At 68.2% G+C, this 22,075-nt stretch carries 21 protein-coding genes; 7 read left to right on the top strand and 14 right to left on the bottom strand.

The window, feature by feature from the left end:
- Positions 1-263: 263 nt before the first annotated feature.
- The 6 genes from AB0B89_RS23010 to AB0B89_RS22985 all read right to left on the bottom strand — a co-directional run bounded on the left by AB0B89_RS23010 (position 264) and on the right by AB0B89_RS22985 (position 6,219).
- Positions 264-647: a hypothetical protein gene (locus AB0B89_RS23010; RefSeq protein WP_358556302.1), complete on the bottom strand. Its 384-nt coding sequence runs from the start codon at positions 645-647 to the stop codon at positions 264-266.
- A 9-nt stretch (positions 648-656) separates the two neighbouring features.
- The gene (locus tag AB0B89_RS23005; protein ID WP_358556299.1) at positions 657-950 is read right to left on the bottom strand and encodes a hypothetical protein; all 294 of its coding nucleotides are present in this window, start codon (positions 948-950) and stop codon (positions 657-659) included.
- Between the two features lie 99 nt (positions 951-1,049).
- A complete protein-coding gene (locus AB0B89_RS23000) occupies positions 1,050-2,243 on the bottom strand; it encodes a helix-turn-helix domain-containing protein (protein ID WP_358556296.1) in 1,194 nt (397 codons plus the stop codon).
- 181 nt (positions 2,244-2,424) lie between these two features.
- Complete coding sequence (locus AB0B89_RS22995) at positions 2,425-3,774, bottom strand: replication initiator (RefSeq protein WP_358556305.1); 1,350 nt, start codon at positions 3,772-3,774, stop codon at positions 2,425-2,427.
- Positions 3,775-4,519: 745 nt separating this feature from the next.
- Complete coding sequence (locus AB0B89_RS22990) at positions 4,520-6,022, bottom strand: recombinase family protein (protein ID WP_358556293.1); 1,503 nt, start codon at positions 6,020-6,022, stop codon at positions 4,520-4,522.
- A 44-nt stretch (positions 6,023-6,066) separates the two neighbouring features.
- Positions 6,067-6,219, bottom strand: a complete 153-nt coding sequence (locus tag AB0B89_RS22985; RefSeq protein WP_358556290.1) for a hypothetical protein — start codon at positions 6,217-6,219, stop codon at positions 6,067-6,069.
- A 363-nt stretch (positions 6,220-6,582) separates the two neighbouring features.
- On the opposite strand from AB0B89_RS22985, the gene AB0B89_RS22980 reads away from it, so the two are divergent.
- On the top strand, positions 6,583-9,645 hold the full coding sequence (locus tag AB0B89_RS22980; RefSeq protein ID WP_358556287.1) for a BTAD domain-containing putative transcriptional regulator: 3,063 nt from the start codon (positions 6,583-6,585) through the stop codon (positions 9,643-9,645).
- A 609-nt stretch (positions 9,646-10,254) separates the two neighbouring features.
- Positions 10,255-10,476 (top strand): hypothetical protein, encoded by a 222-nt coding sequence (locus AB0B89_RS22975; RefSeq protein ID WP_358556284.1) that lies wholly within the window; start codon positions 10,255-10,257, stop codon positions 10,474-10,476.
- A gap of 72 nt (positions 10,477-10,548) precedes the next feature.
- On the opposite strand, the gene AB0B89_RS22970 is transcribed toward AB0B89_RS22975, so the two are convergent.
- The 4 genes from AB0B89_RS22970 to AB0B89_RS22955 form a co-directional block, all read right to left on the bottom strand.
- Positions 10,549-11,400, bottom strand: coding sequence for an LLM class flavin-dependent oxidoreductase (locus AB0B89_RS22970; protein WP_358556281.1), 852 nt, complete (start codon positions 11,398-11,400; stop codon positions 10,549-10,551).
- A gap of 63 nt (positions 11,401-11,463) precedes the next feature.
- Positions 11,464-13,890, bottom strand: a complete 2,427-nt coding sequence (locus tag AB0B89_RS22965) for a polysaccharide lyase 8 family protein (protein ID WP_358556278.1) — start codon at positions 13,888-13,890, stop codon at positions 11,464-11,466.
- Positions 13,891-14,011: 121 nt separating this feature from the next.
- Positions 14,012-14,602 carry a TetR/AcrR family transcriptional regulator gene (locus AB0B89_RS22960; protein WP_358556275.1) on the bottom strand — a complete coding sequence of 197 codons (591 nt, stop codon included), beginning with the start codon at positions 14,600-14,602 and terminating at the stop codon, positions 14,012-14,014.
- Positions 14,603-14,740: 138 nt separating this feature from the next.
- The gene (locus AB0B89_RS22955) at positions 14,741-15,277 is read right to left on the bottom strand and encodes a GNAT family N-acetyltransferase (RefSeq protein WP_358556272.1); all 537 of its coding nucleotides are present in this window, start codon (positions 15,275-15,277) and stop codon (positions 14,741-14,743) included.
- Between the two features lie 87 nt (positions 15,278-15,364).
- Here AB0B89_RS22955 and AB0B89_RS22950 point away from each other — a divergent pair, with 87 nt between their 5' ends.
- Complete coding sequence (locus tag AB0B89_RS22950) at positions 15,365-15,835, top strand: helix-turn-helix domain-containing protein (RefSeq protein ID WP_358556269.1); 471 nt, start codon at positions 15,365-15,367, stop codon at positions 15,833-15,835.
- Between the two features lie 70 nt (positions 15,836-15,905).
- On the opposite strand, the gene AB0B89_RS22945 is transcribed toward AB0B89_RS22950, so the two are convergent.
- Positions 15,906-16,556, bottom strand: coding sequence for a VC0807 family protein (locus AB0B89_RS22945; RefSeq protein ID WP_358556266.1), 651 nt, complete (start codon positions 16,554-16,556; stop codon positions 15,906-15,908).
- Positions 16,557-16,809: 253 nt separating this feature from the next.
- Between AB0B89_RS22945 and AB0B89_RS22940 the strand changes: the two genes are divergently transcribed.
- From AB0B89_RS22940 to AB0B89_RS22930, 3 genes are all read left to right on the top strand, one after another.
- Entirely contained in the window at positions 16,810-17,607 is a 798-nt protein-coding gene (locus AB0B89_RS22940) for an SURF1 family protein (RefSeq protein ID WP_358556263.1), read from the top strand.
- Between the two features lie 113 nt (positions 17,608-17,720).
- Entirely contained in the window at positions 17,721-17,975 is a 255-nt protein-coding gene (locus tag AB0B89_RS22935) for a hypothetical protein (RefSeq protein WP_358556260.1), read from the top strand.
- A 184-nt stretch (positions 17,976-18,159) separates the two neighbouring features.
- A complete protein-coding gene (locus AB0B89_RS22930) occupies positions 18,160-19,308 on the top strand; it encodes an amidohydrolase family protein (protein WP_358556257.1) in 1,149 nt (382 codons plus the stop codon).
- A 93-nt stretch (positions 19,309-19,401) separates the two neighbouring features.
- On the opposite strand, the gene AB0B89_RS22925 is transcribed toward AB0B89_RS22930, so the two are convergent.
- The 3 genes from AB0B89_RS22925 to AB0B89_RS22915 all read right to left on the bottom strand — a co-directional run bounded on the left by AB0B89_RS22925 (position 19,402) and on the right by AB0B89_RS22915 (position 21,612).
- Positions 19,402-19,740, bottom strand: coding sequence for a YkvA family protein (locus tag AB0B89_RS22925; protein ID WP_358556254.1), 339 nt, complete (start codon positions 19,738-19,740; stop codon positions 19,402-19,404).
- Between the two features lie 161 nt (positions 19,741-19,901).
- Positions 19,902-20,858, bottom strand: coding sequence for an LLM class F420-dependent oxidoreductase (locus tag AB0B89_RS22920; protein WP_358556251.1), 957 nt, complete (start codon positions 20,856-20,858; stop codon positions 19,902-19,904).
- Between the two features lie 79 nt (positions 20,859-20,937).
- Positions 20,938-21,612, bottom strand: a complete 675-nt coding sequence (locus AB0B89_RS22915; RefSeq protein WP_358556248.1) for a TetR family transcriptional regulator — start codon at positions 21,610-21,612, stop codon at positions 20,938-20,940.
- Positions 21,613-21,825: 213 nt separating this feature from the next.
- Here AB0B89_RS22915 and AB0B89_RS22910 point away from each other — a divergent pair.
- On the top strand, positions 21,826-22,075 hold a 250-nt coding region (locus tag AB0B89_RS22910), incomplete at its 3' end, for a protease inhibitor I9 family protein (RefSeq protein ID WP_358556245.1).

Genomic DNA, 22,075 nt, shown 5'->3' with positions numbered 1-22,075 from the left:
GGGACGAACTGAGGGAGATCATTATGATCGACTACACGACCAGGTGGTCCCTTCCTCGTGGCAACTGGGTGGTCCCATCAGGCTGGCAAGCGACACTCGTCAAGCGTGGCCCCACATCGCACGTTGGACAGTCCGCGATCGAGAGCGCTCTGAGACACACCGTGACGACGCACCGCGTAGAACCCGCCCCCCATCCCCTCGGAGATCTCCCAGCGCATGCCGTACCGTGCGGTCAACGCGTTAAGTGTCGTGGCTGCCACCGGTCAGCCCCCATTCCCAGACGTCTCCACGGCCGGGATGCTCACGCCGATCGAGGCAAGCGCCTCCGCGATCACATGTGAGTACGGGTGCCCCTTGCGCAGGTCCACGTATCGGGCAGCCACGCGACGAGCGGCCGAGACCGGATCGTCGGTCGAGCAGTACGAGAGCAGGCGTCGCCCCTTGGAGGAGACGGCACCGGACCACCAGATGTAGCAGGCGCCATCCGTCCAGACCACGAGGTCCACCCACACCGACACCAACGCGAGCCCCGTGCCCTCATGAACGTCAGAGCAGATCCCGTGACGTTCCAGCTCTCGCGAGAGCCGCAACGCCACCGTCACCGCGGGGTGCCGACTCGACAGCTCAGGAAGGATCGGAGCGGTCACGATCACCGCTTAGCCCCTCGTGACCGTCTGGCCTTTACGGACAGCGTCCCGTTGGATGCGCTCCTGCTCATCGAGGAGTCGAGCTAGGTCACCGTCACTGTCGGCGTCGACCGTGCGGCACAAGCCCCGCATGAGGTCCTTCTCGGAGATCACGTCCGAACGGGTGGCGTACCAGCCGGACGGCTGGCATTGATCGTCTTGCCCCCGCCAGACGCGCCAACGGGGGAACCGGTTCCGCAACCGGCTCACGATGTCGTCGTCCGCGTCCCAGTAGTGCAGTTCGCTTGCGTCTCGGAAGCCCATGCTTTGGACGGTAAGGGCAACTCACTGTGACTACGAGGGACGCAGCGTCAGGGCTCATCGGTGGGAGACCACCTACCCGTACAGGGTGTACGGGCTGATCTAGTTGACGCCCCCGAACTCCTGAACCAGGCTCCGCAAGGGAGCGGTAAGCCGAGTCTTACGCTCAACGAGATCAGACGTGAGAGTCCTCGCGAACCCCTGGTGTCGGAACCATTCGGGCGAGAGTTTCCGAGCGCGTACGGTCGCCTCCACGGCCTCATCGGTACGGCGACGTTCCAACAGCGAGCGCGCCTCGTTGAGCAGGTGGCGTCCGAATTGGACCTTGAACAGGTCTTCGCGCCGTACTCCCTGGGACGCAGTCAGCGCCGCGTCAGGCTGATGCAGAGCAGTCATGATGTGCGTGGTCTGCACCGCAACATGTGACGGCCCGAACGAGACCCAGTAATCATGCCGGTCCTTGGCCACCCGAGCCGCACCGGCCGCAGCAACACGTAGGTACTCCCCTGCCCGCTCACCGTCGGCACGCGCACCAGCGGACACAGCCGCGTGCAACATGAGCCCGCCCCACGCGGTGATCTGCTCTGCCGGAGCTTTGGACATGGCCGGTTCGATCTCATCGGCCGCCGACGTGGCGAGTCGTTCCGCCTCGTCAAGCCGCCCCTGATGAAGCATGACCCATGAGTACGTGCCGTACAACGTGGCGAGACGCCAGGCGTCGTTGCCGTCCTTGGCCGCCAAGATGGCACGTTCAGCAGCGATAGCGGCAGCGTCGTCACGTCCGGTGTGAACCAGGACGCAGGCAGCGAGTTGCCAGGCATGGGCCAGCGCAGCGGCACCGGCACCCGAATCATGTGCATGGAGCAGGCGGCACTCATTGATCAGGTTCGGAAGATCTGCCGCCAAGACTCCGAACTCACCACCGAAGTAGGCACCATACGAGCGCTCCACCAAGCGCCAGAGGCTAGCCGCGTCGGCGGGCTCTCCCTCGTGATCTGGATGGAGCAGGGGAAGTAGGCCCGGATTGATCACTGCGTCGCGCACGCTCAAGACGGCCGCTCCGGGAACAGGGTCAAGCGCAGGCTTCTTCCCCGCGATCACGCCGGGGTCGACGTCGAGGGCACGAGCGAGCTTGACCATTGAGGCCCACGACATGGACTCACGAACATCGCGTTCCAGGAGGGAGACCAGATCGAGGCTTACACCCGCCCGGTTGGCCAGCTCTTGTTGGCTGTAGCCGCGATCCAGGCGAAGCGACCGGAGACGCTTTCCGATTGTCGAGCTGCCATCGGCCATGGCTCTACCCCTCCCTGGGGGACAACTCCGATTCCCAGGCTAAGTCAAAGACCTAGGTCCGTGTGGCTTACGGCCTTACGACCTAGTGACGTGGTGCCGCCGGCCTCAACCGCTTCGCGGCCCCTTCGGGGTGCTTCGCATTGACGCCGGCCGCACCACTCAGCGCGGGGTTGGCCACCCGTCAGCCGGGGGACTCTCTGCGATTCCGTTCCCGTGCGAGCTTCCGAGCTGCCGAGATGCGTCCCCGTGCGACCTCAGCCCAGAACGCCTCACCATGCCGGTAGCCGCTTCCCGCGAACCGCCACTCCCCGACCGTGACCGTCTCCCGCTCGCCAGGATCAGGCAAGCCCCGCCGTTTCCGAGACTCCTCCGCCTGATGATCCGCCCGAGCCTGCCGCAACGTGCCGAGCGTGGTCGAGTAGTGACGGCTCTTGGTCGAGAAGTGCCCCCGGTAGCCCAGCATGTGCGCCCACTGCCGAAACGGGATCAGCCGATACTCAGGACGGTCCCCCAGGACGAAGCACGTGTAGATCATGCGCCGAGCGTGCTCGGTCACCTCCAGAAACGCGACGTCACGTATCTGCCGGATCGGCCGATCCACCGTCCCGGCTGACTCGGCACCCTTGGTCGCGTACTTGGCGATGTAGGACGCGACCCGCTGATCCGCCAGCCCCTCCAGCGAGGTAGCCACGTAGATCGGTTCCACGTCGAGCTGTTGGCCCCATCGGCCGACGAAGGAGGGAGATTCCTCAGGCACGGGCACCGAGACCCCCGCCGCCGTCTCACGGATGGCCGCCTGAAGCACCGGGACCGTTGCCCAGTCCGGGGGACGATCGGCAGGCCCCTCGGGGCCGTCGAGGCGAATCACGGCATGGAAGTGGACCAGGCCCCGCGCCTGATACTCGGCGACCTTCGCATACGACAGCCGAAGCCGACGCCGCAGCGCGGCCCGTGACACTCCGAGCAGACGGGCGAAGGTGGCCGGGAGTGCTTGGGTGAACCGCCGCCACAACTCGCCCGCGTGAGCGTTCCACAGCACCGCGCCGACATAGTCGTAGCAGTCCACGCAGACCGGTTGCCCGACCTGGGGATCATCCTCCCCGTGACGCACCCCGCACCCTTGCGGCCTGCCGTGCTCGCACACCGGGTTGTCACGCCGGGGACGACACGGCAGCGGCTTGCCGTCCCTCTCACGTCGAGCATGGACCGCCCCGAACGAGGGGGCCGTGAAGGTCGCGAACACGCGAGGATGCCCGCCCACGTCCTCAGGGACGCCCTTACCGCCCCGCAGGCCGGACAGGATCAGATGATAGGTGTCGTCCCGGTACACCTCAGAGCAGGCCGGACAGCGCGAGGCGCGACGGTTGCCACACGCGGTCAGCAGGTACCCGGTCGGCTCATCAGCCGTCCGGTACACATCCAGGATCTCTAGGGCAGAGTCGAACGTGATCCGGTGACCTTGAAGCCGAATCGGCTCAGCACACCCGCCCGTAGCCCGCACCATCTGATACCACCGGGGAAAGTCCGGCATCGAGGCGCGCTGAGCAGCAGCGAAGACCTCAGGAGAGAAGCCGGGGACCTCGCTCACACGGCACCCCTCCCATTACTGGGAGAAGTGAAGCGAGTCTGTTCCGCCTCGACTTCCACGCCGAGAAATAGAGCTATGCGGGTCCACTTCTTATCTGACCACGGGGGTGATTGTGCCGCCTTTCGCTTGCCCCACTCCTCGGCAAGCTTGAAATGCGACGAGACATCCGGAGTTTGCAGCGGTGCTCCTTTCACCGAAGGAAACCACCGATGCACGGGAAGGGGGAAGCACCATCACAGGGCATGCCGAAGACACGGCTTGGCGTGGCAATGGTGCTTCAGCGAGAGAATAATGGAGTGTTTGTATGTTTGTGCGCGATGTTTATAGACCGGTTGGCGCGCCAGTTTCTTGGCCTACCACTGGGCCGGGCACATCCAGCGGAACGGCAACCACATATCTTAAGTTTTATATTCCCGGTAGTTTGTTCGCGCCGATAATCGCGGGCCGGTTTCTCGCAGTTCCTATCTCTCATGATCGGGTGGCTTGGACATATAAGATCTACCACCCGGCAACGAATCAGGCCAGCTCATAGTTCCCTTGACGAGCCGCATGGGGCGACTTCTCTCAGCGTCCGGCAGAGTCCCAGGACGTCCCATGAAGTCCGTAGACGTCCGGCCACTTTAGAAAAAGGTAAGGGAGCTGTCACCGTCCGGTTAGGGCGACAGCTCCCTATGGCGCTGGAGACGTCCTAGACGTCTTCGTCCTTGCGCCAGACCGGCTCTAGCAGGTCAGGGTTAAAGGGGGCCCGTCCACCGCCGCCCTTGCCAGTAGGGTGAACGATGATCGCGTGAAAGGCCTCTCGGAGGTAGAGCCGCTTCTGGGAGATGTCCAACCGGTCGTCATCCGTCTCGGAGAACCACCGCCGCCGGATGTCCACAAGACCCGCGTTCGCGCGTTCCGCCTTCACCGTGTGCCCAGCCTGATCCTTCTTCAATCGCTTGATGTCTCTGTTGATCCGAGAAAGCTCCTCAAAGAACAGGTCGTTTTCTACCGCTCGCGCATGCCAGCGTTTCCGAAGTTCCCTCTCCTGTTCTTCGTATTCGGCTAGCTCTTGTTCACCTTCCCACGGTTCGACTTTCGGGGCGCGCAAACTCCGCTCTTCGAGTTTGGCCACCGTCATCTGAGAGACGTACAGGTCGACCAAATCCGCACGACGAGCTATGCCACCGCACCCGCCGTGACTCTTCGCAGGGCATTGGTAGCCCACGGAGCCATTTTTTCGAGGGTTCGCCCGAAGCCCCGCCCAGCAGTAAGTACCGTCCTCACGAAGCTTTCCGCAACGAAGAATTCCGGTGCACAGGTATTTGTGCTCCCGGTAGTCCTGCGGCAGTTCCCCGACAATGCCGCTACGGTTTACTTTCTTTCCCGCCCGCCTAGCGAAGATCTCCTGTACCGCGATCCACTGATCGGACGTGATCAACGCCTCCCACTTGCCGACCACGGGCCGACCGTCTTCGTCCCGGACGATCCCCCCGTCAAGGATGCGCCAGCCGCACAGGCGAGGGTTCTTGAAGAGCACCACCAGCGCATCGACCGTCCAAGGGTTGCCCCGTGTGGTGACGAAGCCTCGCTGCTGCCAACCGAGACAGATCGAGTTGAGCCCCTTGCCCGCGATGAACTCTATGATCGCCTTCTCTACGGCCTTGCCGTGAACCGCGTGCGCCTTCTCCGGTGCGGCAGGGTCCCAGCCGAAGGCGGGCCGCACGCTGGGAAGCTCGCCGCGTTCCGCAACGCCTCGATGCCAGTCCTTGACGCGCCGTCTCGTCTTCTTGACCTCCATGCGCGAGATGACCGCGCCCATCAGCCCTGAGGACTCGACCTCTTCGCTGTAGAGGTTCTTCACCGACCTCTTGTCCGAATAGACGCGATCGGGGGATGACTGGAAGACGTCGAGGAAGCGCTCATAGTCGCCCGGACGGCGGTACAGGCGGTCATCCGCCGTGACGACGACCCCATGCACTGGAGTCCCGTTGGGAAGCCTGCCAGCCTTGAGCACCCGCAAGAGTGCTTCGAAGTCGTCCCGGACGACGCCGTCCTTCATCGCGGACTTGTCGTTGTCGGAGAACTGGTGCACCAGGTTCCAGCCGCGCCGCTTGGCTGTCTGGGTGTTCACTCGGTCTTGCTCGGTGACCGTGTGCTCGTCCTTCCTGGTGTCCGCGCTAGCCCGTGAGTACGAGACGACGTTGATCATGGGGGAGGTTCGCCTTTCCGCTTACGATAGCGTCAAGGCAAGTTCTACCCCCAGAAGTCGTCGAAATCGGCGCTGGAGGCGGAGGCGGTCTTCGTGGTGGTCGCCGCGCCGGCCGAGGAGGCGGCAGCGGGAATTCCAACGGCGAGGACGGCGGAGGCGGCGGCGAGGCCGAGCATGGTGCGGATCGAGCGGCGCATGGTGGTTCTCCTGAAATGAGGGGCTCCCCGGATTCCTGGCTGCCCGGGGCTTATGTCCAAGTGATAGAACCCATCGCCTGCAGGGCGCTTACAACGGCCTTACCTCCGCCTGCAAGGCGCTTGAGCCGGCCCGCCGGATCCGGTCACGAGCACCAGATCCGGCATCGGCGGCAGGTGTCTCACGTGACCGCCCCCGCTCCGGGGCCACGCTCAACTGGCCTCAGCATGGAGTCGTGCGTTCAACGCCAGATCAACGGGGAATCAACGCCCGGATTAACGCCAAGCCGATCGCATAGGGCAGAAAGCATCTGGGGATCTATCATTTGCCTATAAAACTGTGTTTAAGGGTGGGGTATTAGAAAAATGGCTGGTCAAGACACTGAGGCTGGCCTGCGTTTCGCCGTACTGGGACCGGTTCAGGCGTGGCTGGACGGCAGGGAGGTCGAGCTCGGCACGCCCCTGCAACGATCCATCCTGGCCATGCTGCTGCTCCGCGAGGGTCGCGCGGTGACCCCGATGGAGATGATCGACGCCGTCTGGGGGGAGGACGCCCCGCCCCGGGCGCTGGGCGCGCTGCGCACGTACGTCTCGCGGTTGCGGGCGGTGCTTGAGCCCGACCGCTCGCCGCGGATGCGTCCCGAGCTGCTCACCTCGGTCGGGCGGGGGTACGCTCTCCGGCTCGCGCCGGGCGCGCTGGACCTCGGGGTGTTCGAGCGCCGGGTGGCCGACGCCGAGACCCAGCGCAGGGCGGGAGACCTGGCGGGCGCGGCCGAGACCGTACGCGAGGCGCTGGCCCTGTGGTCGGGTGAGCCGCTCGCCGGCGCCGTCGGGCCGTACGTCGAGAGCCAGCGGGGCAGACTCGTCGAACGCCGCATCGGCGTCGTCGAGACCCTGATGGAGCTCGACCTGGAGCTCGGACGGCACGCCGACGTCATCCCCGAGCTGATCTCGCTGACGGCCGAGCACCCGCTCAGGGAACGCCTGCGCGGGCAGCTCATGCTCGCCTACTACCGGTGCGGACGGCAGGGGGACGCGCTCACCGTGTTCACCGACACCCGGCACGCGCTCGTGGAGGAGCTGGGCATCGACCCCGGCCGCGAGCTCGCGTCCCTCCACCAGCGCATCCTCGCCGCCGACCCCCAGCTCGCGTGGACGCGGGCCGAGCCCGTGCGGCGGGCGGCCGGGGACGGCGGAGAGCCAGGAGCGCACCGCGAGGGACACGGTCCACGGGGCTCCGGCAGGCCCGGCGACGGGTCCGGCGGCACGGAGGAGGCCGAGCACGAGGGCCTCCACGAGATGCCCCGTCCGGCGCAGCTTCCCGCCGCCGTCAACGACTTCACCGGTCGCAGGGAGGTCGTCAACCGGCTGCGCACTCTGCTGACCAGCGTCAGCGGCGGCGAGGGCGTGCCGGTCGCGGCCGTGTCGGGCATCGGCGGGGTCGGCAAGACGACCCTCGCCGTACACGTGGCGCACTCCGTGCACGAGGTGTTCCCCGACGGCCAGCTCTACGCCGACCTCCGCGGGTACGGCGAGGAGCCGACGGCTCCGGATTCCGTGCTGGCGGCGTTCCTGCGTGCCCTCGGCATCCCCGTCGACGTCATCCCCGACGGCCTGTCCGAGCGCGGCGCGCTGTTCCGGTCGCTGCTCGCCGACCGGCGCATGATCGTCCTGCTCGACAACGCCCGCGACGCCGAGCAGGTGGAGCACCTGCTGCCGGGCACGGCGGGCTGCGCGGCCATCATCACGAGCCGGGTCAAGCTGGCGGACCTGCCCTCCGCCCGGCTGGTCGACCTTGAGGTCATGGAGCCCGAGGAGGCGCTGAGCCTGTTCTCGGCCGTCGCCGGTCCCGAGCGTGTGGCCGTCGAGCGCGCCGCCGCCATGGATGTGGTGGCCATCTGCGGATTCCTGCCGCTGGCCGTCCGCATCGTGGCCGCCAGGCTCGCGGCGAGGCCGTCGTGGACGGTGGCGTCCCTGTCGCCCCGGCTCGCCGACGAGCGCCGCCGCCTGGACGAGATGCGCATCGGCCACCTCGCCGTGGACGCCACCTTCGCCCTCGGGTACGGCCAACTCGAACCGGGACAGGCCCGTGCGTTCCGGTTGCTCTCGCTGCCGAACGGGCCCGACATCTCCGTGCAGGCGGCCGCGGCCGTACTGTCGCTGAGCGCGACCGAGACCGAGGACATGCTGGAGTCCCTGGTCGACGTCAGCCTGCTGGAGGCTCCCGCTCCCGGCCGCTACCGCTTCCACGACCTGCTCCGGCTCTTCGCGCGCAAGCAGGCGGAGGTGAGCGAGGATCCGAGCGCGGGCGCGCTCGCGTTGCGGCGGCTGCTCGGGTTCTACCTGGCGTCGGCCCAGGCGGCGCACCGGCTCGCGTACGAAGGCAGCGTGATCTTCGACCATCTGGTGTCCACGGGCGTCGCCGGACGGAGCTTCGCGGGCGCCGACGAGGCCGTGGCCTGGCTCACCGTCGAGGCCGAGGCCCTGTTCGCCGCGATCGGCCAGATGGCCGAGGTCCTCCCGGCTCCCGAGACCCTGCTGCCCGCCGCGGACCTGCTCGTCGCCATGGAGCCGCTGCTGGAGTCTGGAGCGTACGTCCGCGAGTTCGCCGGTCGTACGGGTGCGGTGCTGTCGACCGCGCGGGCCATCGGCGACAGGGCCAGCGAGCTGCGCTGCAGGTACGTCCTCGGGCGGGTCCTGTTCGGGTCCAACCGGCTCAGCGACGCCGAGGAGCAGTTCCGCGCCGCCCTGGACCTGGCCGGCACCACCGGCGACCGCATCGTCACCGGCGAGATCTTCAACGCGCTCGCGGTGGTCGCCGGTCGGCAGCGGAGGCATGAGGAGGCTCTGACCTGGTTCGACTCCGCGCTCAAGGCGTACAGGGAGATCGGCGCCGCCGCCGGGGAGGCGCTCGTGGCCAGCTACTCCGCCCGTGACCATCTCGGGCTCGGCCATCCCGAGGAGGCTATCGCCGCCGCCGAGCGGGGCCTGGCGATCTTCTCCGAACTGGGCAGCGGGGCAGGAACGGCACGCGCGCGCTACCACCTCGGCATCGTCCTGTCCCGGGTGGGACGGCTCACCGAGGCGGTCGTCCACCACGCCGAGTGCCTGGACTTCTTCCGCGCGGGCAACCAGAAGGTGTGGGAGCAGCGGGTGTGCTGCAGGCTCGCCGAGACCTTCATCGCCGCCGGGCGCTACCAGGACGCGGCGCGGCACGCCGAGCAGGCGCTCACGCTGAGCAGGGAGATCGGTCATCCGTACGGAGAGGCGTTGTCGCTGACCGTGTTAGGCCGGGCTCTCGCCGGACTGGGCAGTGTCCGGCGGAGCGGCGACTGCCTCAAGCGCGCCCTGGACATCTTCACCCGACTCGGATCGCCCGAGGCCGACGACCTGCGCGCCCTCCTGAAACTCGACCAGGTCAGCGATTAGCTCCCGCACGCCGTAGGAAGGATCGTCGTCTAATCGCGTCATCCATACGTGGTTGATCACTTAAGTTCACCGTGTCCCGTTGGGGGATTATGAATTGCTCTTTTTTATGAGCCTGTTCTATAAATGCCAATAAGTGCTGACGGATGGCTACAGTGCTTATACGCGCTTATAGGTGCTTATAGATGCCCGGCCGGTCGTCTGGCCGCCGCTCGGCGCCAGGGGGCCCGGTGTTCGCCGGAGGCGCCTTGCGGCGGCCGGCCGCCTTACGATGACGACCGGCCGGACGTTTGACACGGATCTCGAACCCCCCAAGCTCCGTGCCCACGTCCACAGACTTCCGCCCGTGGTTCAACATCTGATCAACGCCGGATCAACACCAAAAATCACGACAAAATACCAGGTAGAACCGTGATTCAATGACCTGGAGCGCCGGGAACTCAAGTTGTTCGCAACCCACGAGTAAGCGGGTACAGATACGACTGGGGCGTACGCCACCCGCACCAGAAATGTTCCAAGGAGCGGATCTCGATGTTGATCCCGTGCTTCGCATGTGAGTCCAGATTCCAGCCGGGCGAATATTTTCCCGCCTGTCACGACTACAACCGTGGCATGGATCTGGTCGCATGGACCTGCCCGAGATGCGGCAACCGAGATGACCTGAGAGTCCTGCCCGGCGCGATCGGCTTCGGGTACCCCCGCCGGGGGCGCTTCGACGTCCAGGACCGCTTCCAGATCCCCGGTCTGCGCCGACAACGGCAGGACCTGCGCCTCGACATCACCCTCGACCAGGAGGTCTGGCGCGTCCCCACCCGCCTCCGCCAGCTGGCCTGATCATGTCGAACACCGAAACGGCCGGCCGGCCGGACCCCGGGGGGGCGAGAGCGGACGGGGCATCCAGGGAGGTCAGGGCACGAGGTCGGCGATGCGGTTGATCTGGTCCATGTCGGAGGACCAGCAGTAGAGCATCACCTCGTCGGCGCCGGCGTCGGCGAAGGCCGTGACGGACCGGCGGACCGCTTCCGGTGTGGTGAGCATCCCTCCGACGATCTTGTCGGTGTAGTCGGCGAAGTCGTAGTACGCGCCGATGGCCCGGCGGGCCTCCCGCACAACGGGTTCGGGGCCGAGGGCCACGTTGGCCTGGGCGACCAGGCGCGGACGGCCGGCACGCCCGGCGACCTGCCACGACCTCTCGACGGTGCGGAAGAAGCGGCCCATCTCGTCCGGGGAGAACATCGCCCCCAGGAACCCGTCACCCCAGCGGGCGATGCGATCGGCCGTGGCCGGGACGAAGCCGCCGAACAGCACTTCGGGGCCACCTTGCCGAGCCGGTGCGGGTCCGATCGGCCCGATGCCGTCGCCGTACGGCCCGCCCGACCAGACGCGCCGCAGGATGGCCATCTGCTCGTCGAGGCGGCGGCCACGACGCCGGTACTCCACGTCAGCCACCCTGAAGTCGTCCTCCCGCACCCCGACCCCGACCCCGAGTGTGAACCGGCCACCGGACACGCGATCGAGTGTCGCGGTCTCCTTGGCGAGCAGGGCGGTCTGGCGCAGCGGCGCGACCAGCACTTCGGTCATCACCCGGATCCGCGACGTGGCCCCGGCGATGGCCGCCAGGGTCACCAGCGGCTCCGGGTTGTCGTACACGACGCGATCGAGCAGGCCCAGCGCGGTGAAGGGACCGGCCTCGGCGCCACGAGCCCACGTCAGCAACGTGTCGATGTCACTGATCGGCAGGCCGAGACCTACGTTCATGAGCCGTTCTACCGTCCTCGGTGGGCATCCTCGGAGACCATGATCGGCGGGATACGGCTCACCCTAAGCCGGCCCATGTGACCCACCGGGCAGACTCGCCGAAGGCGGAAGCCGTACAGTGATCGTCTTCGAGCCGCCGCCACGGTCCGACAGCCGGCCGAAGGTGAGGGTGAGGTTCGCGCCGGTCGTGGCGCTCGTCAGGAGCGGGTGCCCGTGGAGGATCTCGGCCACCGGCCGGTCCCAGGTCACGGTCAGCTCACTCAGGCCGCGCCGGGGATCGGACACGGTCAGCGTGGCCGTACCGTCGCCGCGCTCCCTGACGAGGACCGCGCACGGGGCGGAGGCGGTCAGACCGCCGGCGGCTCCGTCGTTCCAGAAGTTGACGGCGGTGATCCCGAGTGACGGGACGTGGACGCCCTGCCGGCGGGCGGTGTTGACGAGCACACGCGCCCACCCGAGGTCGGCGGCGCGGGCCCGGGTCTCCGCCAGGCTCGCACCCGGTAGGAGGAGGTAGACATAGCCGGCAGAACGGGGGTCGACCCCGTGATCGAGCCAGAGGGTCACGTAGCTCCGGGTCATCTGGTCTGAGTCGCCCGTGCGTTCCTCGCTCAACGTGTTCAGGCGGGGGCACGACGGCAGGACATAGCCACCGTGCCCCGCAATATGCGCCCAACCCTCCTCGTAGTCCACGGTGAGGAGCGCGTCGGTCCTGCGGTAGCCCGTCCTGAGCAGCGCATCGGCCCCGCGATCGTCCACGGTGAGGACTGCGTCGGTTCTGCGGTTGTCCACGATGGTTTCGACTGGTACGCCATCTCCGCTGGTGATCCCCGCGCCCAGGCACAGCACCGCGTCGTCGAGGAAGAACCAGGACTTGAAGGCCTCCATCGTGCTCTCGAAGCCGTACAGGTGCTGGCCGACGGTCGCGTACGTGCCGTCGGTCGCGCCGCCCACCCAGCGGGCCGGTGGGCAGGTGTCGCCCCACGCCTCGCCGGCGCCGTCGGCCAGCCGCCGGGTGGAGACGGTCGTGCCGGGCAGGCGGTAGGGGTCGACGGTGGGCCAGAAGGAGTCGGAATACTGGTCGCCGTGGCCCTCGGCCCACCAGTAGAGCATCCCCGAGCCGGTGTGCCAGCCCCGCAGGTTCTCGCCGTTGCCGTGCTCGTAGTGCCCGATGCGGTAGGACGCCATGCTGAGCCCCGCGCACCAGCCCGGCCGGCGGTGGACGGCGCGGGCGCTCATCGCGAGCAGCCGGTGCCCCACGGGTTCCTCGGTCGCGGGGATCGCGTCGTCGCCCAGGATGGCGGCGAGCCGAGCGTGGAAGGCCAGGTCGCCGCTCTCAGCGGCCTTGAGCATGGGCTCGCGGGTGTCGCGCAGCGCCCACCCCTTGACCATGCCCTGCCAGCGGGCACCCTCGGCGGCGGAGGCCGAGCTCCCCAGCAGCAGGATCGCGGAGGCGATCTCACGTCCCCTCCTGTGATCACCGTACGGCTCCCTGCCGACCCCGCGCCCGCGGACCAGGTCCATGCAGAAGCCGTCGTGGACGAACGGGGCGAACGACCTCTCCACCGCGTCGAAGATGTTCTGGTCGGTGATCTCCCACGGCGAGCCGCGCAGCACCGCGAACAGGGTCGCGAGCCCGGTCAGCAGCGACGCCCCGTACGCGCCCTGATAAGGGGTGAACGTGTGCTGGATGAACGAGCCGTCCCGGTAGAACCCGTCGCCCTCCGAGACGTACGGGAAGACCGGGGAGAGCGCCGAGACGGCCAGCGCGGCCTTCCGCGCGTCAGAGGTGAGCATGGCGCGCAGCAGCGTCACCACGCAGAGATCCACGCGGTTGGCGCCGGTGCTGGTACCGCTGTAGTCGTCCAGGAGGCATTCGGGGACGAAGTGGTCCACCGCGTCCCGCAGCGCCCCGGTCTGCGGGCCGGTCAGGTGCGTACCGATCAGCACGGCGGCGTCGAGCAGCGTCTTGGGGACGCCGATCCGCCAGTGCCACCAGTTGCCGACCTGGTCGGCGTCCGCGGCGTACACCTGCCGCCTGTAGTGGTCGATGCCGGTGGCGACGGCCTCGGCGAGCTTCGCGTCGCCGGTCAGGCCGGTCCCCGGAAGGGCGTACACGCGGGCCATGGTCAGCAGCCGCCTCTGGGTGGCGACGAACGAAGGGAACGGCTGATCGGGCCAGAGCGAGCCGTCGGCCGGCGCCATGGTGTCCCGGTATCGGGCCGCCGCCGTCCCCAGCATCGCCAGCCGGGTCCGGTACGGCTCGGCCGCGGCGTCGAACCCCGACCCGGCCGTCACCTCCCGCCATCGGCGGCGCAGCGGGTCGAACACACCGTCCCCTGTACGGACGGGAGGCAACGCCGGACTCAGCACTCCAGCGGATGTGGTCAGCGCTCCGGTTCCTGAGGTCGACGCTTCAGAGGCCGGGATCAGCGCTCCGGCCGCGGCGACGCCGCTGAGCTGGAGGAACAGTCGCCGGGGATACCGATCCACGCATGCATTATCGCGAAGATCAGCCGATCGCCCTGGTGCGATCGCCCGAGTTGACCAGAGCCGACCGCCAAAGCATCGAGCGTGCGGACCCCGGACAGCCCTGGGCGCGAATCGAGGCGGCTCAGGCGAGGCGGAGGCTGTGCCAGGCCGCCTCGCGGAGTGCCTGGATCTCCTCGTCGGTCGGCTGGTGGGCACCGGAGAACCAGAGGCGGCACATCTCGGTGGCGGGGCCGAGCCACAGGACGTAGCACATGGTGGGATGCACGGGCCGCAGCACGCCGTCCTTCATGTGGGGGCGCCACCAGTCGGACACCTGGCGGAAGAACGCCCGCCGCGACTCGGCGACCTCGGGCCCGCCGGGCTCGTCACGGCGGGGCGGACGCTCGCTGATCAGGATGCGCGCCCGCTCGGGGTGCTCGCCGCACCAGGCCATGTGCATGCCCACGATGGCCTCGATGCCACCCTGGGCGCTCTCGTGCCGGCACAGCTCGTCGACGAAGGCCTGCTGGTACATGCTCTGGATCTCGGAGTAGAGCACCCCGAACACGTGCTCTTTGCTGGCGAAGTGGTGATAGAAGCTGCCGACGCTGACCCCGCTCTCCTCGCGGAGGCTGGCGAGCGTGGTGGAGGAGACCCCGTCCTGGCTGAAACGGCGCAGCGCGCCCTCGATGATCCTGGTGCGGCCGTCTCGCCCGTTCCTCGCGCTCTTCACACTGTCAATGGTGACTCAACAGAACCTTATTCTGCAAACGTCAGCGCTAATTCATCCTAACGACATTCTCGGGCATGGTCCCCACGCAGTGTTAAGGATCACGCACATTCCCGAATCCCATTCCGAAGTTGGCCGCTCTCAGCGGCGGTCCGGGTTGCCCGAGAACGCGCCGATCGGGGCGAGGACCTCGACCGTGCCGGATTCGATGCGCATCTCGGCGTCCGGCCACCAGCGCTTGATGATCGAGAGAACCTTGCGATTCTCGCCCATGACGTCCATCCCGACGGCGACCGCCCCTCGCGCGACGGCGCGCCGCAGCAGCGTCCGTACGAGACGCGACCCGAGGCCCACGCCCTGCCACTCGTCGGCTACCACCACGGCGATCTCGGTGGCGTCCGCCCGCGTGAAGCTCATGGCGTGGCCGACGACCCGGTCGTCGCCGTCCACGGCCAGCAGGACGTCACGGCGGTCGTCCGTCGCGATCAGCGCACTCACCAGGCGCCTGTTGGGACGCGTCAGCCCCGCGAAGAAGCGCATCGTCTGGCTCCCGAGGGAGAGCCCCTCCACGAACGATTTGACCCTCTGCTCGTCGTCCATCCGCGCGGGCCGCACCTCCACCCCCGAGACCGCCAAATCGGTGGGGACCTGGGAGATCGCCACCTGGGTTCGTGTCATGGACTCAGCCTTCCCCAGCCCACCTGAGTCTGTCAACTAGACTTAGCTGCGTTGGAGGGACGAAAAATGAGCGCCTACGATGCCTTCATGAGCGAGCCGAACCCCTACCGGGTGGAGAACTGCTCGATCGAGCGCACGCTCGCGATCCTCGGCGAGAAGTGGACGTTCCTCGTGCTGAGGGAGGCCTTCAACGGGGTGCGCCGGTTCGCCGACATGCAGGCGGGCATCGGGGCGCCCCGGCAGGTGCTCAGCGCACGGCTGGCGAGGCTGGTGGAGGAGGGCCTGCTGCGCAAGGTCCCCTACCGCGAGCCCGGCCGCCGCCGGCGCGACGAGTACCGCCTCACGCAGAAGGGCCTCGACCTCTATCCGATCATGGTCAGCCTCATGCACTGGGGCGACCGCTACATGGCCGACCCGGGCGGCCCGCCCGTGGTCCTCACCCACCGCGACTGCGGCTCGCCCATCGACGTGCGCCTGATATGCGACGAGGGCCACGAGGTGCCCTCACCCCGTCAGGTCACCCCGAGGCTCGGCCCGGGCGCCCGCCTCGCCGGCTAGGCCCAGGCCTCAGCGCTTGCGGACGTACCGCAGTGACTCCGGACCGGATCAGGGCTTCCGACGGCGGACCTCAGTGCTTCTGCACGGCCTGGAGGACCCGCTTGAACGCGAGCAGCGAGACCAGGGCCGCCAGCACCATGAGCACGGCCACCGCCGCCGTCCTGACGATCAGATACGTCTCGATCGACTCGCTGAACAGAAGCCACAGGCTGAGCGACCCGTTGGCGAACTGGACGGTTCCCCACAGCAGCGACAGGTGTACGAAGAACCTGCGCATGCGCGGATGGTGGACCAGATGGTCGGGCAGTGGGACCAGATCGGTCGTGACCCGCTCGATCAGCGGGCGCGGCGCGGCGGCCGTGCCGAGGAACGCCAGGCTCGCACAGAACACCCCGAGGGTCGGCTGCAGGAAGTAGATCACCACGTCCCCGGTGACCAGGGCGAGCGCGGCCCGCACCGTGATCGCCAGCATGGCCAGCAGGACCGTGCCGGGCACCGTCTGGCGCCTGACCAGCCGCAGCGCGACCCCTCCGTACACCCAGGCCACCGCCATCACCAGGCCGCCGTGGATCCCGGCGACCAGCAGCCCGGCGTAGAACACGGCCACCGGAAGGATCATGCCCTCCAGCACCCGTGGCACCGCGTGCCGGATCAGGACGGGAATCCTGGGCAACACCGGATGCTGCACGGGCGACGGCAGCGCGAAGGAGGGCGCGGTCATGTGGAGAGGGCTCCCGAGGGCCAGAGCGAGGTGCCGAAGACGAATCCCAGACGACCGTACGGCATGCCCCAGCCGTCCGCGAGCGGTTCCACGAGATCATGATCAGCCGGTCGCGACACCCTCACCACGCCCGAGGACGCGGGGCTCCGGACGGTCCCCGGCGGCGATGCGGGGAGCAGGGTTTCTCGTCACCCGAGGTCGAAGGGCCACAGGCGAGTCACGGACCACTCACCTGCCTGCCTAGGCTGAGAGCGTGTACCGGTTCCTCCTGACGCCCCGCTGGCTGGCACTCCACGTGCTGGTCCTGGTGCTCATCCCCTCGTTCGTCTTCCTGGGCAGATGGCAGTTCGGGCGCTATGAGGAACGGTCCTCCGCGAGCGACCTGGCGACCGGCAACCTCGCGTCGGCGCCGGTGCCGCTCACCAGCCTCGACACGCCGGGCGCGACCGTGCCGTCCTCGGCGAGGTTCCGCCCCGTCACCACGGCCGGCCGCTACGACCCCTCCCACGAGCTGCTCGTACGGCGCCGCACCCAGAACGGCCAGACCGGCTTCTACGTGCTCACTCCGCTGGTCACCGCCGATGGCACCGCCGTCGTGGTCAACAGGGGCTGGGTCAAGATGGGCCCGACCGCGGACACGCCGCCCGAGGTCCCCCCGCCGCCCGCCGGTGACGTAAGTGTCACCGGGCGGCTACGCCAGGCGGAGACCGAGGACAGCACCGGCATCACCGACCGCAGCGGCCTCCCGCCCCGCCAGGTGCTACTGATCAACACCCCTGACCTCGGCAGGACCATGCCGTACAAACTGTTCGGCGGATACGTCGAGCTGACCGAGCAGCGGCCGAGCCCCGCCACCGCGCCCGAGCCGGTCCCCGACCCCGACGTCGGCGGTGGCGGCGGCCTCAACCTGGCGTACGGCGTGCAGTGGTGGATGTTCATCGGCATCGCCATCGGGGGGTGGATCATGTTGATCCGCCGCGAGGCGCGCGACCTCCAGGCCGGGCGCGAATCCTCGGCGGACACCGGCGCGGTCCCCGCCCCCGGCCACTGACCCCGGCCACTTTCCCGGCCGCTGCCTGCGGGCCACCGCCCACGGCCTCGTACGGCCTGGAACGCCCGTAACGTTTCCCTTGCACAGCTTTGTCGGCGAAATCGGAGGCGTCGGTGACCGGTCCGCGGTACGTGACCGAGGTGCCGACCGTGCGCTCGTGGGGAGTGGGCTGGTCGCGAACGCTCGACCTGGAACGCGACGAATCGGGCTCATGGTCTCGCGCGGCGACGGCGACCGGGATCCTCGACGGGCCCGGCCCCGGCGTCGTCCGCTACGAGAGCGAGGGCTTCGAGGCGGAGCCGTTCTCCGGACCCGAAGGGCTCGTCGCCCGATACGCTGGACTCGCTGAGCAGGTTACCGTCCCATGACCCACTCTTTGTCGGAAACTTCACACTATTTGGTAAGCCCCTTAAGGACGTTGGGTGCCGCACCTCGGATGAACGGATACCAACCGGAGACCTCCCAGCTTGTCTGGTGTTATTCCTGCGGCATACGGTTTTCCCTGTGAACACATCGCTGCCCCCTGACCCCGAGCCAAGGCGGCGAGATTATGTGATCATCAGCGTCGACGATCACCTGATTGAGCCGCCGGATCTGTTCGACGACCGGCTCCCCGAGAAGTACGTCGACCTGGCGCCCAAAGTCGTCGAGACCGACGCCGGCCATCAGGTGTGGCGGTACGGCGGCGGCACGTACGCGTGCGCCGGCCTCGACGCCGGCGCCGGCCTCCCGCGCGACCAGTGGACTCTCGACCCCGTGCGGTTCGAGCAGATGAGGCCCGGCTGCCACGACATCGAGGCCCGCATCCAGGACATGGACATCGCGGGGGTGTGGGCGGCGCTCAGCTTCCCCGGCATGCTGGCGGTGCAGTCGGGCATGGCCTTCGCCAAGACCCGCGACCAGGATCTCGGCCTGGCCCTCACCCAGGCGTGGAACGACTGGCACTGCGACGTCTGGGCAGGCACCTATCCCGAGCGCATCATCGCGCTCCAGCTTCCCTGGCTGCCCGATCCTGAGATCGCGGCCAAGGAGATCCGGGCCAACGCCGCGCGCGGCTTCAAGGCCGTGGTCTTCCCCGAGTTCCCGACCCGGCTGCGGCTGCCGTCCATCCACACCGGCCACTGGGATCCCTTCTTCGCCGCGTGCGAGGAGACGGGCACGGTCGTGTGCCTGCACACCGGCGCCTCGTCGTGGTCGCCGGTGCCCTCGCCGGACACCCCCATCGAGGCCATCACCACGATGATCCCGGCGAGCGCGATGTTCGCCTGCGCCGACTGGCTGTGGTCGGGCGTGCCGCTGCGCTTCCCGAAGCTGCGCATCCTCATCGTCGAGGGCGGCGTCGGGTGGCTGCCCATGCTGGCCGCCCGCGCCGACTACGCCCTCGACCACCCGGTGGCGGGCGAGGCCACCTGGGAGGGCGGTCTCAAGCCGAGCGAGGTCCTCCGCCGCAACTTCTACTTCGGCACCCTGGACGACTACGCCCTGTCGGGTGTGCGCCTGGCCGTGGGGCTGGAGCACGTGCTGCTCGAAAGCGGTTATCCCCGCTCGGAGTCCACATGGCCCGACGTGCAGCAGGCGCTGGCACGCCACCTCGGCAGCCTGCCGCCCGCCGACATCGCCAGGGTGGCGTACGGCAACGCGGCGCGCCTCTTCGGGCATCCGCTCCCGTCGCGTGCCTGGCTCCTCAGAGAAGAGCTCTGAGAGCCGCGGCACAGGCATGTCCAGCCATGGGAACGTTCCCTGCGCGCACCGGAGCCCCAGAGGGCCCCGTGTGCGCCACCGGGTCTCCCATAGCTAGATGACTTCGCCGCGCACCTTCTTGTGCTCCCAGTCGAGATAGCGGCCGCTCTCGCCGAGGAGAGAGGTCATCAGCCACAGGAACACGCCGAAGTCGTCGGTCACGCCGATCAGCGGCAGGAAGTCGGGGATCACGTCGATGGGCGACACGATGTAGACGATGCCGAGCCCCATGAGGGCCAGCTTGCTCTTGCCCAGGTCGCCGTACTCCCCGCGCAGGGAGCCGCCGATCATCCTCGGCAGCGCCTTGATCCGGGCCATCAGGCCCGGCGAGCCCGGCCGGCTCACTTCCCGGTAGGCGCGGTAGGCCGCGGTCGCACGTCCAGCCTTGCTCATGATGGCCACCTCCGTCTGTGCCCCCGATCACGCGCGCACGGTCGGATCATTTGACCCCGCCACTACCCTTCCGTGCTTCCCGATAACGTGCGGCGCGGCGCATGGAGTTCCCCGCCTGGCAGGAGCCTCAAAAGCGCCTTCCTGACCTCCCGGGCACGACCTCAGGACGCTGGAACGAGGTCGCGGACGGCCTGCGGGATCGGGACCTCGCCACCCGCGATCGGCGCCAGGATCGGGGTCGTCAGGCCGTTGTCGACGTACTGCTGGATCCGCGCCCGGCAGGTCGCCGCGTCGCCGTGCACGACCAGCGCGTCCACCACCTCGTCCGGGATGGCCTTGAGCGCCGCCTGGCGGTCGCCCGCGGCCCACGCCTCGTGCATCGGGCGGAGCACCTCACCCCGGCCGAGCCAGTCGTGGAAGGCCGCGTACACCGGCACCGTGAGGTAGGCCGCCAGCATCCGCCTGCCCAGCGCCCGGACCCTCTCGGCGTCCTCGCTGACGCAGACGAACAGGCGGGCGATCAGCTCGGTCTCCTGGCCCACCTCGGCCCGCACCGTGCGCACGTCCTCGGGCGAGAGCCAGTTGGTGATGGCGCCGTCGGCCTCCTCGGCCGCGAGGTGGAGCATGCGGGGGCGCAGGGCGGCCAGCACGATCTTCGGCGCCACCTTGGGCGCGCGCTCCAGCCGGAAGCCCTTGACCTCGAAGGTCTCGTACTTCTCTGTGACCTTCTCCCCGGCGAGCGCCTTCCTGAGGAACCGCAGGGTGTCACGCGTCCTGCCGTACGGCCTGACGAACTCGCCGGCGTTCCACCGCTCCACGATGACCGGCGACGACGCCCCGATGCCGAGGACGAACCGCTCGGGCGCGAGGTCGGCGAGCGTCGCGGCCGACATCGCGAGCAGGGCCGGACCCCGGGTCGACACCGGGATGATCGCGGTGCCCAGGCGGAGCTCGGGTGCCCAGTCCGCGGCCATGGCCAGCGGGACGAACCCGTCCGTGCCACCGACCTCCGCCGACCAGGCGTCGGTGTACCCGAGGCCGGGGAGTTCGGCGACCAGGTCCTTGGACTCGGCCATGGTGCGATCGAAGAACGGGATCGTGATGCCCCAACGCTTCACTGTCCACCTCCTGCCCCGACCATACCAACCGGCCGGTATGGCGCATACGGGATCCGGCCGACCGACGGCCAAACGACCGTCAGGTCCTGAGCTCCCGCATCGCGGTGATGAAGTCCTTGGTCACACCGCGCAGGCCGGGCAGGTGCGACAGGCCCACCAGCCGGTCGATGAGCGGCACCATCACCTCGATCAGCCGGTACGTGCGCTCGCAGCCGGGCGAGGTGTCGTGTACCCAGAACAGCACCATCCCGAGGGACGACAGCCACAGCAGCTCGGGGAGCTCCTCGCGCAGCTCGGCGTCGATGCGGTCGGCGGAGCCCTCCACGACCTGGCGGTAGATGCCGATCGCCGCCTCCCTGGCGGGCGTGGACTCCCCACTGAACGGGCTGAGCGGGTTGCTCGGCTCGGACGCGTGCTTGAAGAACTTGACGGCGAACCCGTGGTACGGCTCCGAGACCTGGACCCAGGCGCGGAGTACGCCGCTCAGCCGTACGGCGAACTTCCGCTCGGAGGCGAGCAGCTCACGGCAGGCGACTTCATGCTCTGTTTGCGCCCGATCGTAGTAAGCCTGAACTAACTGCTCTTTCGACGAAAAATAGTAATAAGCGTTCCCTACAGAGACGCCCGCCTGGGACGCGATGGCCCGCATGGTCGTCGCCTCGTACCCCTGCTCCCGGAACAGGCGCAGGGCCGTTTCGACGATGACCTCTCGGGTCTTTTCTCCCCCACGCGCCCTCGGCGTCGATTCGACCACGTGGCCACTGTACGACCCGTAGCCCTTCAAGGTCACAGACGCACAGCATGCCCGCCATTTTCGCGCAAAAACACGCAGAGTAGTGGAGTCGGCACTTTCCGAAGGTGGGATAGATCCTCTTGGCGGAGGGGCGCCCTGCGACAGAGGATCAATATGGGTTTGCATCCATGCACTCGGGGGCCCGCGCGGCTTGGTGCCTGCGCGTTGCTCGCCGTGCAGATCACGGTGACGGCACTGGGCTCCGCGGAACCGGCCTGGGCGGCGACTCCTGACCGCCTGGGCACGACCGCGCACGGGGCCATGCCTCACGAGGCCGACAAGCGAGCCATCTCACCCGCGGGAGCCCGCTCCCAGCGGTCCCCCACCGTGACCTACAAGCATGTGTTCAACGGCTTCGCCGCCAGGCTGACGCCCGCGCAGCTCAACCGGTTGCGGTTCCAACCCTCCGTCGCGGCGATCGAAC

The sequence above is a fragment of the Sphaerisporangium sp. NPDC049002 genome, from assembly GCF_040649355.1.
Classification (GTDB): domain Bacteria; phylum Actinomycetota; class Actinomycetes; order Streptosporangiales; family Streptosporangiaceae; genus Sphaerisporangium.
This window is presented reverse-complemented; position numbering and strand designations above follow the sequence as displayed.

Bases quoted from the DNA above. Each gene is read 5' to 3' on its own strand.
- AB0B89_RS22985 (WP_358556290.1), bottom strand. From the start codon at position 6,219: ATGCGCCGCTCGATCCGCACCATGCTCGGCCTCGCCGCCGCCTCCGCC.
- AB0B89_RS22945 (WP_358556266.1), bottom strand. From the start codon at position 16,556: ATGACCGCGCCCTCCTTCGCGCTGCCGTCGCCCGTGCAGCATCCGGTG.
- AB0B89_RS22925 (WP_358556254.1), bottom strand. From the start codon at position 19,740: ATGAGCAAGGCTGGACGTGCGACCGCGGCCTACCGCGCCTACCGGGAA.
- AB0B89_RS22955 (WP_358556272.1), bottom strand. From the start codon at position 15,277: ATGACACGAACCCAGGTGGCGATCTCCCAGGTCCCCACCGATTTGGCG.
- AB0B89_RS22990 (WP_358556293.1), bottom strand. From the start codon at position 6,022: ATGATCAACGTCGTCTCGTACTCACGGGCTAGCGCGGACACCAGGAAG.
- AB0B89_RS23000 (WP_358556296.1), bottom strand. From the start codon at position 2,243: ATGGCCGATGGCAGCTCGACAATCGGAAAGCGTCTCCGGTCGCTTCGC.
- AB0B89_RS22995 (WP_358556305.1), bottom strand. From the start codon at position 3,774: ATGCCGGACTTTCCCCGGTGGTATCAGATGGTGCGGGCTACGGGCGGG.
- AB0B89_RS22950 (WP_358556269.1), top strand. From the start codon at position 15,365: ATGAGCGAGCCGAACCCCTACCGGGTGGAGAACTGCTCGATCGAGCGC.
- AB0B89_RS23005 (WP_358556299.1), bottom strand. From the start codon at position 950: ATGGGCTTCCGAGACGCAAGCGAACTGCACTACTGGGACGCGGACGAC.
- AB0B89_RS22970 (WP_358556281.1), bottom strand. From the start codon at position 11,400: ATGAACGTAGGTCTCGGCCTGCCGATCAGTGACATCGACACGTTGCTG.
- AB0B89_RS22975 (WP_358556284.1), top strand. From the start codon at position 10,255: ATGGATCTGGTCGCATGGACCTGCCCGAGATGCGGCAACCGAGATGAC.
- AB0B89_RS22980 (WP_358556287.1), top strand. From the start codon at position 6,583: ATGGCTGGTCAAGACACTGAGGCTGGCCTGCGTTTCGCCGTACTGGGA.